The sequence below is a fragment of the Gluconacetobacter diazotrophicus PA1 5 genome (genome assembly GCF_000067045.1).
Classification (GTDB): Bacteria; Pseudomonadota; Alphaproteobacteria; order Acetobacterales; family Acetobacteraceae; genus Gluconacetobacter; species Gluconacetobacter diazotrophicus.
In genome coordinates this window covers 3325165-3340402 of sequence record NC_010125.1, presented here as the reverse complement: position 1 = coordinate 3340402, position 15238 = coordinate 3325165, and the positions used below count along the sequence as shown (strand labels likewise).

The following is a 15238-nucleotide window of genomic DNA, read 5'->3' as shown; positions in this document are numbered from 1 at the left end:
GGCCTTCGTTTCGTTGAATTCGATAACGCGAATAATTCGCACGATATCGAAATGACTTGTGCGCATCAGCGATGTTCGACATACAGGCTGGATGCGCAAGTTCGCGACGCTGAGTGATCAGGAAATCCTTGCTCTCGCCATTTCGAACGAGGAGGAGGACGCGCGGATCTATGCCGACTTCGCGTACGCGCTGCGCGAGAACTATCCCGACACCGCGCGCATCTTCACCGACATGGTGCACGAGGAGAACGAGCACAGGCGCGGCCTGATCGACTTGTACGTCCGTCGCTTCGGGTCGCATATTCCGCTGATCCGCCGGCAGGATATCGCGGGGTTCCCGGCGCGGCGTCCGGCCTGGCAGGTGCAGGGGATGGGGATCGAGGCCGTGCGCGGCCATGCCCGGCAGATGGAGCTGGAGGCGGCCCGGTTCTACCGGCAGGCCGCGCTAGGCACGAACGAAGCCGCGACGCGCAAGCTTCTGGGCGACCTGGCGGTGGCCGAGGACCAGCACGAGCAGGCGGCCGGAGCCATCGAACGCGTTCGCCTGCCTGCCACCAAGCGCGAGGGCGAGGACGAGAACGCCCGCCGCCGCTTCGTGCTGCAGGTGATCCAGCCCGGGCTGGTGGGGTTGATGGACGGGTCGGTGTCCACGCTGGCCCCGGTCTTCGCGGCGGCCTTCGCCACCCATCGCCCGTGGGAGGCATTTCTGGTCGGCATTGCGGCCTCGGTCGGGGCCGGGATTTCCATGGGGTTCGCGGAAGCCCTGTCGGATGACGGCAAGCTGTCCGGGCGCGGCGCGCCGGTGCTGCGCGGGGCGATCTGCGGGCTGATGACGACGGCGGGGGGCATCGGCCATACCGTGCCGTTCCTGATCGACCGGTTTTCGGCCGCCATGACGGTGGCCGTCGCGGTCGTGGTGGTGGAACTGGTCCTGATCTCGTGGGTGCGCTGGCGCTACCAGGATACGCCGTTCGGCTCGGCGGTGGTGCAGATCGTCCTTGGCGGGGCGCTGGTCTTCGCGACCGGCATCCTGATCGGTTCGGCGGGGTAGGGGCTGCGCCTTGATCTTGCCCGGATGATCGGGCAACGAGATCGGGAACGATTCCGCTGCGACCGATCGGACCCCATGACCCGCCCCAACTGCCTGTTTCCCCTGCCGACCGGTGTCGCATGCGCCCTGCTGGCGGGGCTTGCCTGTCTGCCGGCTTCCCTCCATGCCCAGACGGTGACGACTCCCGCGCCCACGGCCATGACGCTGGCCCTGGCCCCGGCCGACCGGGCCTGGGTCCAGCGCGTCCAGGACTACCTGAACGGCGTGACGACGCTGGAGGCGCAGTTCCAGCAACTGGCCCCCGACGGCAAGCGCACGACCGGAACGGCGTGGCTGAGCCGTCCGGGGCGGATGCGCTTCGAATATGACAAGCCCAGCCCGCTGCTTCTGGTGGCCAATCACGGCCAGGTCGTCTTCAACGACAGCCAGTTGGGCCAGACCACGACGCTGCCGCTGGACAAGACGCCGCTGGGGCTGCTGCTGCGGCCCGGGCTGCAACTCTCGGGGGATGTGACCGTTACGGGGTTCACACATTCCAACGGGTTGGTGCAGGTCACGCTGGTGCGGACGGCCTCGCCGGCGGACGGGAGCCTGACGCTGGTGTTTCATGACAGCCCGATGTCCCTTCGGTCCTGGAGCGTCGTCGATGCCCAGGGGCAGGAAACCAGGGTCGATCTGTACAATATCCGCCTGGGCGGCGGCCCCTTGCCGGACGGGCTGTTCGATACGGAAATTGGCGAGCAATAATAATATCCTAGGGCTGGTCCCTTTCCCGGGCGAGTTCCAGCGCGCGGGCATAGACCGTGCGGCGGGGCAGGTTGACGGCGCCGGCGACCAGCGCGGCCGCGTCCTTGACCGACAGGCTGGCCAGCGCCGCGCGCAGCCGGCTGTCCAGGTCGTCCGCCCCGCTGTCGTCCTCGGCCGGCGGGCCCAGCAGGACCGTGATTTCCCCCCGTGCCGCATTCTGCGCGTACCAGGCGGCCAGCGTGCCGGCGGGGCCGCGCCGGACTTCCTCGAACCGCTTGGTCAGTTCGCGCGCCACGGCGGCGGGCCGGTCCGCGCCGAAGATGTCGGCCAGGTCCGCCAGCATGGCGTCCAGCCGGTGCGGGGCCTCGTGCCAGATCAGGGTGGCGGACAGGCCGGCCTGTTCGGCCGCGCGCAGGCGCCCCAGCGCCTCGCGCCGCGCCGCCGTGCGCGGGGGCAGGAAGCCCGAGAACAGGAACGGATGCGGCGGCAGGCCCGACAGGGTCAGAGCGGTGATCGCGGCGTTGGGGCCGGGGACGGCCGTGACCGGAATATCGGCGGCGATCGCCGCCCGCACCAGGCGAAAGCCCGGATCGGACAGCAGGGGCGTGCCGGCATCCGACACGATGGCGATGCGCCGCCCGCGTTCCAACTGGGCGATCAGGGCGGGAATCCGCTGCTGCTCGTTATGGTCGTGCAGGGGTTCGGTGCGGACGGTGATGGCGCGCGAGGCCAGCAGGCGCGCGGTGACGCGCGTGTCCTCGCACAGCACGAGGTCCGCCCCGGACAGGGTCGCGACGGCCCGGTCGCTGAAATCGCCCAGGTTGCCGATGGGGGTGGAGACCAGCGCCAGCCCCCCCTGGCCTGGGCGGGCGGGCGTTTCGTCATCGGATGTCACGTCATCGGGCGCCATGTCGCCGGGTGTCGTATCGTCCGGGGCATGACGGGCGGGTTCCGCTCCGCTATGGGGAGAGGGCGCTTGGAAAGGCAGGGACGAGGAAGATGAGTCGGTCATTCGCAATCCGGACACAGAAACGGCGTGCAGAGTCAGCCCGTCCCGGCCCGTCTGGCAAGGCCGGACTGCTGATGGCGGCCTCGCTGGCCGGGCTTGCGGCCTGTGCCGGTCCCGCGGCGGGTCCCGCCGGCCCCGTGACCGCAGGCCCGCCGGCACCCGCCCCCACGGTTCCCGCCGGGCGGACGGTCGGCGTGCTGCTGCCGCTGAGCGGGGGCAATGCGCGGCTGGGGCAGGAAATGCTGGCCTCGACACGGCTGGCACTGGGCGCGCCCACCGCGCCGCCGCTGGATATCCGCGATACCGAAGCCGCCGGGGGCGCGGGGGCCGCGGCCCAGGCGGCGGTGGCCGCCGGCGACGGCGTGATCCTGGGGCCGCTGACGGCGGCCGAGACCACGCAGGCGGCCGCGGTCACGGCTTCGACGTCCATCCCGATGCTGGCCTATACCAGCGACCTGTCGCTGGGGCGCCCCGGCGTGTGGGCGCTGGGCATCGCGCCGGAACAGCAGGTCGAACGGCTGGGGGACGGCCGCGCGGGCCGAGGGACGGCAGCATTTTGCCGCCTTCCTGCCCGACACGGCGCTTGGCCGGGCGATGGGCAAGGCCCTACGGAGGTCTGTGCCGCGCAGGGGCTGGCGACGCCGGACGTCGTCTATCATACCACCAGCCCGGCCAGCATCACCCAGTGGCTGAAGACGCTGTCCGCCTACGACACGCGCCTTGCCGCCGCCAGCCCGGTGCCCAGGCGCCGGTGCCGCCCGACATGTCGGCGGTCGACCCGCTGGGGGCCGGGGCGCCCGCTGTTCCGGCGCCCGCGACAGGGCATGGGGACGGCCCCCGCCGCCCCGGCCGTGCCCAAACTGGGGGCGCCGCCGTTCGATGCGCTGCTGCTGGCCGATACCGGGCTGCAACTGGCCAGCGTGATCGATGCGTTGCAGGCGGTGCAGGCGATCGGCCCGGCCGCGACCGGCACCGCGGCAGCGGCGCAGGCCCCGGCCATCACCGTGGACACGCCCCCGGCGGCGGCCCCGGTGGCGGGCGCGGCGGTGACCGGGGTCCCGGCCCATACGCCGGTCGGCGCCCTGACCGTGCCCCCGACCGTCAGCACCCAGCCGGCCGTCGCCCCCCCGTCGCCGCCGCAGCAGGCGTCGGTGCCGGTGCGCATCCTGGGTACCGGGTTGTGGGGGGCGTTCGCCGGCAAGCTGGGGCGCCTGGAAGGGGCGTGGTATGCGGCGCCGGACCCGGGCGCACGCCAGCGGTTCATCCAGATCTTCATGGCCCGGTATCATCACATGCCCACGCCGCTGAGCGACCTGTCCTATGATTCGGCGGCGCTGGTCGGTGCGCTGGACCGCGCCCGGCCGCCGGGACAGCCGAACGGATACGCGATCGCGGCGTTGACGCGACCGGATGGATTTTCAGGGGTGGACGGAGTGTTCGGATTGACGCCCGATGGCCAGACACTGCGTGACCTGGCGATTTTCCAGATCCAGCCCGGCGGGGGCGGCCGGATCGTCAGTCCGGCGGCGGGGCGTCTGGTGCGGGACCAGCGAAGCTGAGGAAAGGGGGGGCGGCCGATCAGGCCGCCGCCGTCGCACCGCAGGCCAGGACAGGACGAATGGCGTACAACGCGGCTTCGAACCGGTGAAAGGTGCCCAGCCGATGATCGCGCAGATTGTCGATCAGGACCCAGTTCATGCCTTCGGGCCGCAGCAGGTAAGCCGGATCGGCGTTTTCGCGGACCCAGACCAGGACGTGTTCGATCGGTCCGTCTTCGGACCGGGAGGAGACATCGGCATCACACAGGCCCATGCAGGCCCCTGCATCCAGCCAGCGCATCAGATATTCCCGATGGCGCGGCAGGAAGCTGGCGCGCAACGGAATGACGTTGGCAGGGGCCGGGCCCGGGGTCGGGACGTTCGCCTTCAGGGTCATGTTTCTGGCCATCTGAATGTCCTTGGATGAGGGGGCGAAGCAGACGCTAAAGGTCCACGCCGGGCATTGCCAAATTGAATCTGAGCGCCGCCGCCGCACAAACAGGCAGATCTTTACAGATGTGGCAAAAAAGCAATGATCCGTTGCGCAAAGGCCTTAATTGTGGGCACAGAATGGTGCAATTGCTTCAGAATTAGCGCTGGAATTGTAACGGCAGGGTATCGTGGCCCGTCGCCGCGCCCGTGAATGCCTGTTTTTGATGCGTCGCCGACATGAACCCCGTGCCGCGCGGCCCCGTGCCCGCCGGGTGGGCGTCAGGGCCGCAGGTGTTTCGGCCAGCGCCGGTGCAGCCACAGCCAACTGCCCGGGCGGGCGCGGATCCAGCTTTCCAGCCGGTCGTTGACGGCCTGGGTCAGGGCCAGGATGTCGGCCTGGCGGTCGCCGCTGTCCGGCAGGTCCATCGGCGGCTCGACATGGATGCGCAGCCGCGCCGGGCCCAGCCGTTCGACATAGCCCGGGATGACCGGGCAGCGATAGCGCAGGGCCATGGCGGCCAGCGCGGGGGCGGTCATGGCGGGGTGGCCGAACAGCCGGGCCTCGATCCCGTCATTCATCTTCTGGTCCACCAGCATGCCCAGCCGCCCGCCGCGCGCGATATGGGCCAGCGCGCCGCGCGCGCCGCGCGCGCCCTTGGCGAACATGGGCACCGACTGCCCCATCGCGGCGTCGCGCAGGCCGCGGATCATCGCATCGACCAGCGGGTTGCCCGCCGCGCGGTAGAACGAGGCGAACGGCAGGCCGTGATGCGCTACCCCGGGGGGCAGCATCTCCCAGTTTCCGATATGGCCGGACATGAAGACCACCGGGCCGCCGCGCGCCGCCTGGGCGGCCAGGTGTTCGGCCCCCACGACATCCCACCCCGGCCCCGAGGCGGGATCGCGGGGCAGGGCCGCCAGGTGGGGGAATTCCCCCACCGTGCGACCCAGATTGTCCCAGACATCCCGGATCACCGCACGCCGTGCCGCCTGGTCCAGTTCCGGCATCGCCAGGCGCAGGTTGGCATCGGCGACGCGCGAGACCGGCAGGCGCGGGCCAATAATGCGGCAGACCGCCCCCCCGACATTCGATGCCCGCACCGGTCCCAGCCGGCGCAGCAGGGCCAGCGCGCCACGCGCGGCCAGGGCCTCGGCGCGCATCAGCAGGGTGACGCGTGGCGTCTTGTCCGTGTCCGTCATGATGATGCTTTATCCAGCCACATATCCAGCAGCCGCTCCGGCGCCATGGGATCGGCCCATGCCAGCGTGACGTCCACGCTGCGGACCTGCGCCCGGATGGCGGGGGGCAGGCGTACCGCGTCCTTGGGCGTCGTCAGCAGCACGGCGCCCTGTACCGCGGCCATGGCTGACAGGCGGCGCACGTCCCGGGGGCGATAGGCATGATGGTCGGGAAAGGGCAGGCAGGCCGCAAGCCGGATGCCCTGCGCGCGCAGCCCGTCGAAGAACTTGTCGGGCCGCCCGATCCCCGCGAAGGCGATGGCGGGCCGCCCGGCCAGCATCGGGGCAGCCTCCTGCATCGCCAGGTCGGCACGCAGGACCGGCAGGGCGGGGGGCAGGTGCGCCAGCGCCCCGGTCCGGTCCCCGCCGATCAGGATGGCGGCGCGTGCGCGCCGGCAGCCCTGCGCCACCGGTTCGCGCAGCGGCCCGGCGGGCAGGACATGCCCGTTGCCGAAGCCGCTGCCGCCGTCGATGACCAGCAGGCCCATATCCTGGCGCAGGCCGGGATTCTGGAACCCGTCATCCATCACCAGGCAATCCGCCCCGGCGGCCACCGCCGCGCGCGCGCCGGCCGCGCGGTCGGCCGATACATGGCAGGGGGCGACCCGGGCCAGCAGCAGGGCCTCGTCCCCGACCTCGGCGGCGCTATGGCGGGCGGGGTCCACCAGCAGGGGGCCGCGCGCGCGACCGCCATAGCCGCGGGTCAGGATATGCACATGGCGCCCGCGCGCGACCAGGCGCGCCGCCAGGTCCAGCGCCACGGTCGTCTTGCCCGCGCCGCCCGCCGTCAGATTGCCGCAGCACAGGACGGGAACCGGCGCGCGCCAGCCTGTCCCGCGCATGCGCCGCGCCGTGGCCAGCGTGTAGAGTGCTGCGGCCGGCGCCAGCAGGCGCGCGGGCCAGCCGCCATCGCCCCCGGACCAGAAGCGGGGCGCGTGCATCACGTCTCCATCAGCGCCAGCAGACGCGCGGCGATGCGGCCTGGCAGGCCCTGGTCCTGGCTGGCGACCTGGGCCGCGCGGCATCCGGCATCGCGGGCGCGCGCCGGGTCGGCCAGCATGCCGTCCACCCAGTCCGCCAGCGCGGCCGCGTCCGGCACGATGGCGACGGCGTCCCGCAGCCGGGCGAAGGCGCCGGTAAAATTCGCGATCAGCGGCCCGGAGGCAAGGGCGGCGCCGAACCGCGCCGGCTCCAGCGGGTTGTGTCCGCCCCGTTCGTCCCGTCCCCCCGGGGCCGACAGGCTGTTGCCCAGGAAGACGATCGGCACCACCCGGTAGAACAGGCCCAGTTCGCCCAGCGTGTCGCAGATCCAGAACCGGTCGGCGGGGCCGGGCTCGGCCCCCGCCGCACGGCGGGGGGCACCATCCAGCAGCTCGGCGACCTCCACCCCGCGTTCGGGGTGGCGGGGTACGATGATCGTCAGCAGGTCCGGGTGGCGGTCGCGCAGCAGCCGATCGGCCTGGGCGATCAGGTCTTCCTCCCCCTCATGGGTCGAGGCAGCCAGCCAGACCGGGCGCCCGGCGATGACGGCGCGCAGGCGGTCGATCTCCGCGGGATCGGCCGGCAGGGGCGGGGCGGCGTCCTTCAGGTCGCCGGGGACGTCCACCCGCGTGGCGCCGAGGGCGTGCAGCCGCGCCGCGTCCTCGTCCGATCGTGCGGCGATCCAGGCGAAGCGGCCGAGCATGCGTTCCGCCAGGCCCCGCAGACGGCTCCATCCCGCGCGCGAGCGGTCCGACAGCCGCGCGTTCAGCAGCACGATGGGGACGCCGGCCCGATGGCAGGATTCCAGCAGGTTGGGCCATAGCTCGCTTTCGGTCAGCGCCGCCGCATCGGGGCGCCAGTGGCGCAGGAAGCGGTCCATCCAGCCCGGCACGTCCAGCGGCACGAACTGATGGATCACCCGCGCGCCCCACGCGGCCTGGGCCCGGCGGCGGTCCAGCAGTTCGCCGGCGGTGACGGTCGCCGTGGTGAACAGCACATGCAGCGTGGCGTCCCGCCGCGTCAGTTCGGCGACGACGGGCAGGACCGACAGGGTCTCGCCCACGCTGGCGGCGTGCAGCCACAGGACGCGCCCGGGCGGGCGGGGGCGTGCGGACCGGCCCTTGCGTTCGTCCAGCCGTCCCCGGACTTCCTTGCCCCGCCGCAGGCGCCGGCGCAGCAGCAGGGTCAGCGCCGGAGCCAGCGCGGTGGCAAGGCCGGCCCACAGGCCCGACAGGAACCGGGCCGGGGCGGGGCAGGCGGCGCGCATCGCCTGGTCGATGGCATCGCCCAGCCGCGTCGCGGCGTCTTCAATGATCATGCGGGGTGACGATGATGGGCGCCCCGCAGACGAAGCGCCCGCGCCCGAAGGGCAGCGGCACCATCATCCGGTCCCAGGTGCCCAGCCGCCAGGCGGAACAGCACGCCCCGACCGGGACGATCGGCGCGGCGGACAGGCGGGCCAGGCCGACCACCCCCTGCTGGACCTGGCGGCGGGGGCCGCGCGGGCCGTCCGGGGTGATGACGATCAGGCTGTCATTGCGCACCTGGTCCAGCATGCGGCGCAGCGCCCGGGCGCCGCCCTTGCTCTTGCCCTTGCGATCGGTCGATCCGGCGATGGCCTTGATCTTCCAGGGGGCGACGATGTCGGTGACCAGGCGGCCATCGCGGTTGCGGCTGATCAGGACATGCAGGCGCAGGGCGGGATTCTGCGGCGTTGCCCACCACCACAGGGCGGGGGTCAGGACCAGCGCCTCGTGCCAGAAGGCCACCAGGGCCGAATGCTCGCCCCGCCCGGTCAGCAGGGGATGGGCGTCGGGATGGATGTCGAACGTCCAGCGCGTGGTGCGCAGCGCCAGGCGCAGATAGGCGCGCAACAGGACGATGGCCAGCGCGCGCGCGCCACCCGTTCCCGGCAGGCGCCTCAGCATGGGCCGTGAAGGACGGGGCGGCGTGTCATGTATCCGGCGGTAGCATGCACGACCGCCCGGCGAAAGGGCCCGCGAAAGCGGGACGTCCGGGTGGAGCGTCAGACCCTTAGCAGGCGGCGCAGGCCAAATCCCTCGGCCGGCTCGCCGCGCACGGCGGGCTGGTAGGCGGTGTGGAAGCGGGCATGGGCGCGGGCCCAGACGGCGGGATCGGCGTCGTCGGGCAGTTCGACCGTGGTGGCGCCGCACCGCAGCAGGAATTCATACTGGTCGGGCAGGGGGCGGCCGGTCACGCGGATGTCGCCGGCAAAGCCCAGATGTTCGCGCAGGGCCCGGGCCTGGCTGAAGGCGCGGCCGTCGCGAAAGCTGGGGAAGGTCACGGCGACCAGCGACAGGCGCGGCAGGGCGGTGCGCAGCACGGCGATTTCGGTGTCCGGCGGGATCGCGACGCCCAGCTTTTCGTCGCTGTTGCGTGCCAGCCCGTCCTCGATCCGCGCCAGGGGCACGATCACGGGGCCGGTCGCGGGCAGGGCGTCGTCGGGGCCGATGGCGGTCCAGCGATCCGCGACGAGTCGTCCGTCTTCAAGCAGTGGCATAAACGGCGTCCTTGAACAGCGCGGCACCCAGCCGCCGATAGGTATCGAGGAAGCGTTCCTCACCAGTGCGATGGACCAGATAGGCGTCCACCAGCCGGGCGATGGCGTCCACCGTCGCGTCCTCGGGCAGGGCCGGGCCCAGGATCTCGCCGATCGCGGCGTCGCTGCCTGCCGAGCCGCCCAGGGTGAGCTGGAAGAACTCCTCGCCCTTCTTGTCCACGCCCAGGATGCCGATATGGCCGGCATGGTGGTGGCCGCAGGCATTGATGCAGCCCGAAATCTTGATCTGCAGGTCGCCGATGCTTTCCTGCAGTTCCGGGTTGGCGAAGCGGGCGCTGAGCTTCTGCGCGATCGGGATCGACCGCGCATTGGCCAGCGAGCAGTAATCCAGCCCGGGGCAGGCGATGATGTCGCCGATCAGCCCGATATTGGCGGTGGCCAGCCCGGCGGCGCGCAGGGCCTGCCACAGCGCGTGAAGCGCGTCCTGGCGGACATGGCCCAGTACCAGGTTCTGCATGTGGGTGATGCGGATTTCGCCGAAGGCGTAGCGGTCGGCCAGGTCCGCGATGACGTCCATCTGGGCCGAGGTCGCGTCGCCCGGAATGCCGCCATCGGGCTTCAGCGAGATGACGGCCGAGATATATCCCGCCGTGCGGTGGGGGTGGGTGTTGGTGCGGACCCAGCGGTCGAAGGCCGGATCGGCGCGCCGGGCGCGGTCCAGATGCCCCGCTGCATCGGCGGGCGCATCCAGGTCGGGCGTGCCGAAGCGCGCGCGGATGGCGGCCACCGTTTCGGGCGGCAGGCGATAGAGCGCGCGGTCCATGGCGGCGAATTCGGCGTCCACCCGGGCGCGATAGCCCTCGACCCCCAGCGCCTGGACCAGGATCTTGATGCGTGCCTTGTAGATGTTGTCGCGGCGGCCGTACTCGTTATAGACGCGGATGATCGCTTCCAGATAGGCCAGCAGGTCTTCCTCGGGCAGGTCGTCGCGCAGATGCACGCCGATGATCGGCGTCCGGCCCATCCCGCCGCCGACGAAGACGTCGAACACCGTCCGCCCGTCCGGCCCCGGCTTGGCCACCAGCCCGATATCGTGGAAGCGGGCGGCCACGCGGTCGTTCGGGCTGCCGCTGATCGCGATCTTGAACTTGCGCGGCAGGAACGAGAATTCGGGATGCAGCGTCGACCACTGGCGCAGGATTTCGGCATGCACGCGCGGGTCGACCAGTTCGTCCACGGCGGCACCGGCGAACTGGTCGCAGGTCACGTTGCGGATGCAGTTGCCGCTGGTCTGGATGGCATGCATGTCCACCCCGGCCAGCCGGCCCAGGATATCGGGCGTGTCTTCCAGCCTGATCCAGTTGAACTGCAGGTTCTGCCGCGTGGTGAAATGGCCGTAATCGCGGTCATAGGTCCGCGCGATATGGGCCAGTTCGCGCATCTGGCGGGAATCCAGCATCCCGTATGGGATCGCGATCCGCAGCATGTAGGCGTGCAGTTGCAGATACAGGCCGTTCATCAGGCGTAGCGGCTTGAATTCATCCTCGGACAGGGCGCCGGACAGGCGGCGGGCCACCTGGTCGCGGAACTGCTCCACCCGGTCGGCGAGGAAGGCGCGGTCCACCTGGTCGTAGGCGTAATGCCCGACCGGCAGCGTGGGGGCTGTGGTGTCAGCTTGCATGGGCGGCACTCCCGGCGGGGGTGGCGAAATCGGGATGGACGGTCGGGCCGAAGGCGCGGATCCGTTCGCGGACCGTGACCGGGACGGGGGTCGCGGCCTCGGGATTGATCTGCACGCCGTAGACGCCGACCACGCCGTCCTGCTGCTGACGGCCGGCGGTCTCGGCGATCGCGGCTTCGACGGCGTCGTTGGAGATAACCCGCGCGGCGTCGATCCGTTCGGACCACAGGCCGTCCGCCGCCAGCCAGACGATGCGCCCGTCCAGCAGCCGGTTGGCGGTCACCACGCTCGAACCGCCCGCTTCGCGGCGGTTGCTCCTGACATCCATGCTCTGATCAGTCCTTTTTCAGCCGGCCCGGTCCAAGCGGCATCGTCCAGGCGGCATCCCCTGTTTCACAGGGTCATTAGGGGGAGTCATCGGGCGTATACAAGGGTAATGCACGATTCATTATCGTGCAATAAGCGTCGTGCACAGGCCCGGGGCACCTGCCCGGGTGCGGGATACGCACCCGGGCGGCGGGATCAGGACCGGCGGCGCGCGGTATCGCCCAGCGCGACGCTGTCGGTCACGTAGGCGGCCAGCCGTCCCGCGACGTCCGCGACGCTGTCCAGGCCGGTCGCCAGGCGCAGGTCGGGCGTGGCCGGGACATCGTACGGGGCGTCGATGCCGGTGAAGCCGCTGATCCGCCCGGCGCGGGCTGCCGCGTACAGGCCCTTGGGGTCCCGGGCCTCGCAGGTTTCCTGGTCGGCGTCGATGAAGATTTCCCGGAACCCGTCGCCCACGATCTGGCGGGCCAGGTCGCGGTCGGCGGTGCGCGGCGAGATCAGCGCGACCAGCACCACCTGGCCGGTTTCGGCCAGGATGCGCGCCACGGCGGCGGCACGGCGCACGTTCTCGGTCCGATCGGCCTCCGAGAATCCCAGATCGGCGCACAGGCCGGCCCGCAGCGTGTCGCCGTCCAGGACCGAGATGTCGATTCCCTGGGCGAACAGGCGGCTTTCGGCGGCGCGGGCGATCGTGCTCTTGCCCGCGCCGGGCAGGCCGGTCATCCAGAAGACGCCGCCGCGATGGCCGCGCGCCTGCGCCCGGTCCCACAGCGACACCGTGCTGCCGGTCGGGTGAATCGCCTTCGTGCCGCTGGCAATCGCGGCGGGGCCGATCAGCGGCGCGCCGGCCACGATGCGCTGGTGCAGATCGACCAGCACGCCCCGCCCGTCCGTGGTGCCGGGGGCGAACGGATCGAACAGGATGCTTTCGGACGCCGCCAGGGTGATTTCGGCAAAGCCCTCGGGCGGGACGTGGTCGGCCGCATGTTCGGTCAGGTCATCCAGCCGCACGACGGAATCGATCGAGGCCACGGTGACCTGATGTTCGGCGGTGCCCAGGCGCAGGCGGAAGCTTTCGCCCACCCGCAGCGGTTCCTGCCGCAGCCAGAACAGGCGCGAACGGATGCGCGCGGCGCGCACCGGGGCCTCGTCCGCGCGATGCAGCAGGTCGCCCCGGTCCGGGATCACGTCGGGTTCCAGCGTGATCGCCACCGACTGGCCGGCGACGGCGGAAATCTGCGGCGCGGTATGCCAGCTTTCGATCGACGCGACGCGGGCCGTGGTGCCGTGGGTGCCGATCACCAGATGGTCGCCCACGCTGACGCGGCCGCGTTCGATCCGCCCGGCGACGACGCGCTTGGAATCGAAGCGGTAGACATCCTGCACCGGCAGGCGCAGCGGCAGGTCGGCGCGGCCCGCCGGGGCCGGCACCAGCATCAGCGCGTCGGTCAGGGTCGGGCCCTTGTACCAGGGCATGTTGGGCGAACGACTGGCGATATTGTCGCCTTCGCGGGCCGAGGCGGGGACGAACAGGCTGGGTTCGATCTCAAGCTGCTTCAGCAGGGCGGCGACCGCGCGCTCGGATTCCGCGATCCGCGCCTGGTCGTATCCCAGCAGGTCCACCTTGTTCATCAGGACGATGACATGGCGGATGCCGATCAGGCGCAGCAGCATGGCGTGGCGGCGCGTCTGCTCCTGCGCGCCTTCGGCGGCGTCCACGACCAGCACGGCGGCCTCGGCGTCGGCGGCGCCGGTGATCATGTTGCGCAGGAACTGCCGGTGGCCCGGCGCATCCACGATCACGAACTGGCGGTTGCCCAGCAGGAACGGGATGCGCGTCGAATCGACTGTCACGCCCTGATCGCGCTCGATCTGCAGGCTGTCGAGCAGGAAGCTCCATTCGACGGCCAGCCCGCGCTTCCGGCTGGATTCGATGATCTGCGCGACGCGGCCCTCGGGCAGGTTGTCGGTGTCATGCAGCAGACGGCCGATCAGCGTGGATTTGCCGTGGTCGACATGGCCGACGATGACGATGGGGGTGGCCGCGTCCTGACGGGCGGCGGAATCATAAGTCATGGCGGGTCTCGATCCGTCCGGGGTCACAGATAGCCGGCGACGCGCAGCCGCTCGAACGCGTCTTCGGATTCATGGTCCATGGCGCGGCCGGCGCGCTCGGACGTGCGGGTGGTCTGCAGTTCCGCGATCACCTCGGCCACCGTGGCGGCCTCGCTTTCGATCGGGCTGGTGATGTCCTGGTCGCCCAGCGAGCGATAGCGCTTGCCGTTCTTCGAGAAATACAAATCCACCAGCGGAATGCCCTCGCGCTCGATATAGCGCCAGATATCGATCTCGCGCCATGACAGCAGGGGATGGACGCGGATATGCACGCCTTCCTCATGCGGGGTGGCGTACTGGTCCCAGAATTCCGGCGGCTGGTTGCGGACATCCCACTTGTGGCTGGACCCGCGGGGGCTGAAGACGCGCTCCTTGGCGCGGGTCGCCTGTTCGTCGCGGCGGATGCCGGCGATCACGCCTTCCAGCTTGTATTTCTCGATCATCGTGGCCAGGCCGGCGGTCTTGCGCGCGGCGGAGCGGGCGGCCGGCGGCAGGGTCGGGTCGATCTCCTCGACCGGCGGGCAGTCGCCCAGCAGCAGTTCCAGGTTCCATTTGCGGACATATTCGTCGCGGAACCGGTACATCTCGGGGAATTTCTTGCCGGTATCGACATGCATCACCGGGAACGGCACGCGGCCCAGGAACGCCTTGCGCGCCAGCCACAGCATGACGTTGGAATCCTTGCCCAGCGACCACAGCATCGCCAGCGGCTTCAGCTTCCGGTACGCTTCGCGCAGGATATACACGCTCTGGGCTTCGAGTTGGTCGAGATCGTCCATGACGGGGGCGCTACCTTACAGGGTTTCGGGCTCTACGGGGTGGGTTCAGACGTGGATGCCGCATTCGGTCTTCGACAGGCCGGCCCAGCGTCCGGCGCGCGGGTCCTCGCCTTCCGCCACCGGACGGGTGCAGGGGGCGCAGCCGATCGACTTGTAGCCCCGCAGGGCCAGCGGATGGCGCGGCAGGTTGCGGCGCGTCATTTCCGCGTCCAGTTCGGCCGGCGTCCAGCGCGCCAGGGGATTGATCTTGATGCGGCCGTCGGCGGCGTCCTCGACGACCGGCAACTGGGCGCGCGTCGCGGCCTGCGAACGCTTGCGGCCCGTCATCCAGGCGTCGAAGGGAATGATCGCCTCGTCCAGCGGCTCGACCTTGCGCAGCGCGCAGCAGGCATCGGGATCGAAGGCCCAGAGTTGCCCGTCGGGGTCGCGCTCGCGGATCTGCCGGGGCTGCGGCTGGATGCTGCGCACGTCGGTCAGGCCCAGGCGGGCGGCCAGCCGGTCACGATAGGCCAGGGTTTCAGGGAAATGCTGCCCGGTCTCCAGGAACAGGACCGGAATGGCGGGATCGACCTCGGCCGCCAGCGCCAGCAGCACCGCCGATTCCGAGCCGAAAGACGACACGATGCCGACCCGGCCATGCAGCCCGCCGGTCATCACGGCGCGCAGGATGGCCGGCGCGGACTCACCGGCGGTCTCGATGGATTGCCTGATCGCTGGGTCTATGCGCACGGTTCAGATCCACATCCCTCAATGCACGATCGATGATCGTGCTTTGAAGAGGGACTTAATCATTTCCGGCGCGAGGTTCAAGCGAAATA

Annotated in this window: 15 protein-coding genes; 3 read left to right on the top strand and 12 right to left on the bottom strand. The window is 70.8% G+C overall.

The window, feature by feature from the left end:
• Positions 1 to 91: 91 nt before the first annotated feature.
• Together mbfA and GDI_RS15410 are read left to right on the top strand one after the other, a co-directional pair.
• Positions 92 to 1051 (top strand): iron exporter MbfA, encoded by a 960-nt coding sequence (mbfA, locus tag GDI_RS15415; protein WP_012227695.1) that lies wholly within the window; start codon positions 92 to 94, stop codon positions 1049 to 1051.
• Between the two features lie 75 nt (positions 1052 to 1126).
• A complete protein-coding gene (locus GDI_RS15410) occupies positions 1127 to 1798 on the top strand; it encodes a LolA family protein (RefSeq protein WP_012227693.1) in 672 nt (223 codons plus the stop codon).
• A 7-nt stretch (positions 1799 to 1805) separates the two neighbouring features.
• On the opposite strand, the gene rsmI is transcribed toward GDI_RS15410, so the two are convergent.
• The gene (gene rsmI / locus GDI_RS15405; RefSeq protein WP_012227691.1) at positions 1806 to 2708 is read right to left on the bottom strand and encodes a 16S rRNA (cytidine(1402)-2'-O)-methyltransferase; all 903 of its coding nucleotides are present in this window, start codon (positions 2706 to 2708) and stop codon (positions 1806 to 1808) included.
• Between the two features lie 173 nt (positions 2709 to 2881).
• Between rsmI and GDI_RS15400 the strand changes: the two genes are divergently transcribed.
• Complete coding sequence (locus GDI_RS15400; protein ID WP_012227689.1) at positions 2882 to 4366, top strand: type 1 periplasmic-binding domain-containing protein; 1485 nt, start codon at positions 2882 to 2884, stop codon at positions 4364 to 4366.
• A gap of 19 nt (positions 4367 to 4385) precedes the next feature.
• On the opposite strand, the gene GDI_RS15395 is transcribed toward GDI_RS15400, so the two are convergent.
• The 11 genes from GDI_RS15395 to GDI_RS15345 form a co-directional block, all read right to left on the bottom strand.
• The gene (locus GDI_RS15395) at positions 4386 to 4754 is read right to left on the bottom strand and encodes a hypothetical protein (RefSeq protein ID WP_012554764.1); all 369 of its coding nucleotides are present in this window, start codon (positions 4752 to 4754) and stop codon (positions 4386 to 4388) included.
• 302 nt (positions 4755 to 5056) lie between these two features.
• Complete coding sequence (locus GDI_RS15390) at positions 5057 to 5977, bottom strand: lysophospholipid acyltransferase family protein (RefSeq protein ID WP_012227685.1); 921 nt, start codon at positions 5975 to 5977, stop codon at positions 5057 to 5059.
• A complete protein-coding gene (gene lpxK, locus GDI_RS15385) occupies positions 5974 to 6957 on the bottom strand; it encodes a tetraacyldisaccharide 4'-kinase (protein ID WP_012227683.1) in 984 nt (327 codons plus the stop codon). Before lpxK ends, GDI_RS15390 begins: the two co-directional genes overlap by 4 nt.
• Positions 6957 to 8315, bottom strand: a complete 1359-nt coding sequence (locus GDI_RS18645; protein WP_231854138.1) for a 3-deoxy-D-manno-octulosonic acid transferase — start codon at positions 8313 to 8315, stop codon at positions 6957 to 6959. Before GDI_RS18645 ends, lpxK begins: the two co-directional genes overlap by 1 nt.
• Positions 8305 to 8925, bottom strand: a complete 621-nt coding sequence (locus GDI_RS20345) for a lysophospholipid acyltransferase family protein (protein WP_012227679.1) — start codon at positions 8923 to 8925, stop codon at positions 8305 to 8307. Before GDI_RS20345 ends, GDI_RS18645 begins: the two co-directional genes overlap by 11 nt.
• A 98-nt stretch (positions 8926 to 9023) precedes the next feature.
• A complete protein-coding gene (locus GDI_RS15370; protein ID WP_012227677.1) occupies positions 9024 to 9518 on the bottom strand; it encodes a DUF934 domain-containing protein in 495 nt (164 codons plus the stop codon).
• Complete coding sequence (locus GDI_RS15365; protein ID WP_012227675.1) at positions 9505 to 11199, bottom strand: nitrite/sulfite reductase; 1695 nt, start codon at positions 11197 to 11199, stop codon at positions 9505 to 9507. Before GDI_RS15365 ends, GDI_RS15370 begins: the two co-directional genes overlap by 14 nt.
• On the bottom strand, positions 11189 to 11527 hold the full coding sequence (locus GDI_RS15360) for a DUF2849 domain-containing protein (protein ID WP_012227673.1): 339 nt from the start codon (positions 11525 to 11527) through the stop codon (positions 11189 to 11191). Before GDI_RS15360 ends, GDI_RS15365 begins: the two co-directional genes overlap by 11 nt.
• 194 nt (positions 11528 to 11721) lie before the next feature.
• Positions 11722 to 13602 carry an adenylyl-sulfate kinase gene (cysC, locus tag GDI_RS15355; protein WP_012554769.1) on the bottom strand — a complete coding sequence of 627 codons (1881 nt, stop codon included), beginning with the start codon at positions 13600 to 13602 and terminating at the stop codon, positions 11722 to 11724.
• 23 nt (positions 13603 to 13625) lie between these two features.
• Positions 13626 to 14420, bottom strand: coding sequence for a sulfate adenylyltransferase subunit CysD (gene cysD, locus GDI_RS15350; protein WP_012227671.1), 795 nt, complete (start codon positions 14418 to 14420; stop codon positions 13626 to 13628).
• A 45-nt stretch (positions 14421 to 14465) separates the two neighbouring features.
• Positions 14466 to 15149: a phosphoadenylyl-sulfate reductase gene (locus GDI_RS15345; protein WP_041249525.1), complete on the bottom strand. Its 684-nt coding sequence runs from the start codon at positions 15147 to 15149 to the stop codon at positions 14466 to 14468.
• Between the last annotated feature and the right edge of the window lie 89 nt (positions 15150 to 15238).

Coding starts and splice junctions, on each gene's coding strand:
- GDI_RS15400 (WP_012227689.1), top strand. CDS start 2,882: ATGGCGGCCTCGCTGGCCGGGCTTGCGGCCTGTGCCGGTCCCGCGGCG.
- GDI_RS15370 (WP_012227677.1), bottom strand. CDS start 9,518: ATGCCACTGCTTGAAGACGGACGACTCGTCGCGGATCGCTGGACCGCC.
- rsmI (WP_012227691.1), bottom strand. CDS start 2,708: ATGGCGCCCGATGACGTGACATCCGATGACGAAACGCCCGCCCGCCCA.
- GDI_RS15360 (WP_012227673.1), bottom strand. CDS start 11,527: ATGGATGTCAGGAGCAACCGCCGCGAAGCGGGCGGTTCGAGCGTGGTG.
- GDI_RS15390 (WP_012227685.1), bottom strand. CDS start 5,977: ATGACGGACACGGACAAGACGCCACGCGTCACCCTGCTGATGCGCGCC.
- lpxK (WP_012227683.1), bottom strand. CDS start 6,957: ATGCACGCGCCCCGCTTCTGGTCCGGGGGCGATGGCGGCTGGCCCGCG.
- GDI_RS15365 (WP_012227675.1), bottom strand. CDS start 11,199: ATGCAAGCTGACACCACAGCCCCCACGCTGCCGGTCGGGCATTACGCC.
- GDI_RS20345 (WP_012227679.1), bottom strand. CDS start 8,925: ATGCTGAGGCGCCTGCCGGGAACGGGTGGCGCGCGCGCGCTGGCCATC.
- GDI_RS18645 (WP_231854138.1), bottom strand. CDS start 8,315: ATGATCATTGAAGACGCCGCGACGCGGCTGGGCGATGCCATCGACCAG.
- cysC (WP_012554769.1), bottom strand. CDS start 13,602: ATGACTTATGATTCCGCCGCCCGTCAGGACGCGGCCACCCCCATCGTC.
- GDI_RS15395 (WP_012554764.1), bottom strand. CDS start 4,754: ATGGCCAGAAACATGACCCTGAAGGCGAACGTCCCGACCCCGGGCCCG.
- mbfA (WP_012227695.1), top strand. CDS start 92: ATGCGCAAGTTCGCGACGCTGAGTGATCAGGAAATCCTTGCTCTCGCC.
- GDI_RS15410 (WP_012227693.1), top strand. CDS start 1,127: ATGACCCGCCCCAACTGCCTGTTTCCCCTGCCGACCGGTGTCGCATGC.
- cysD (WP_012227671.1), bottom strand. CDS start 14,420: ATGGACGATCTCGACCAACTCGAAGCCCAGAGCGTGTATATCCTGCGC.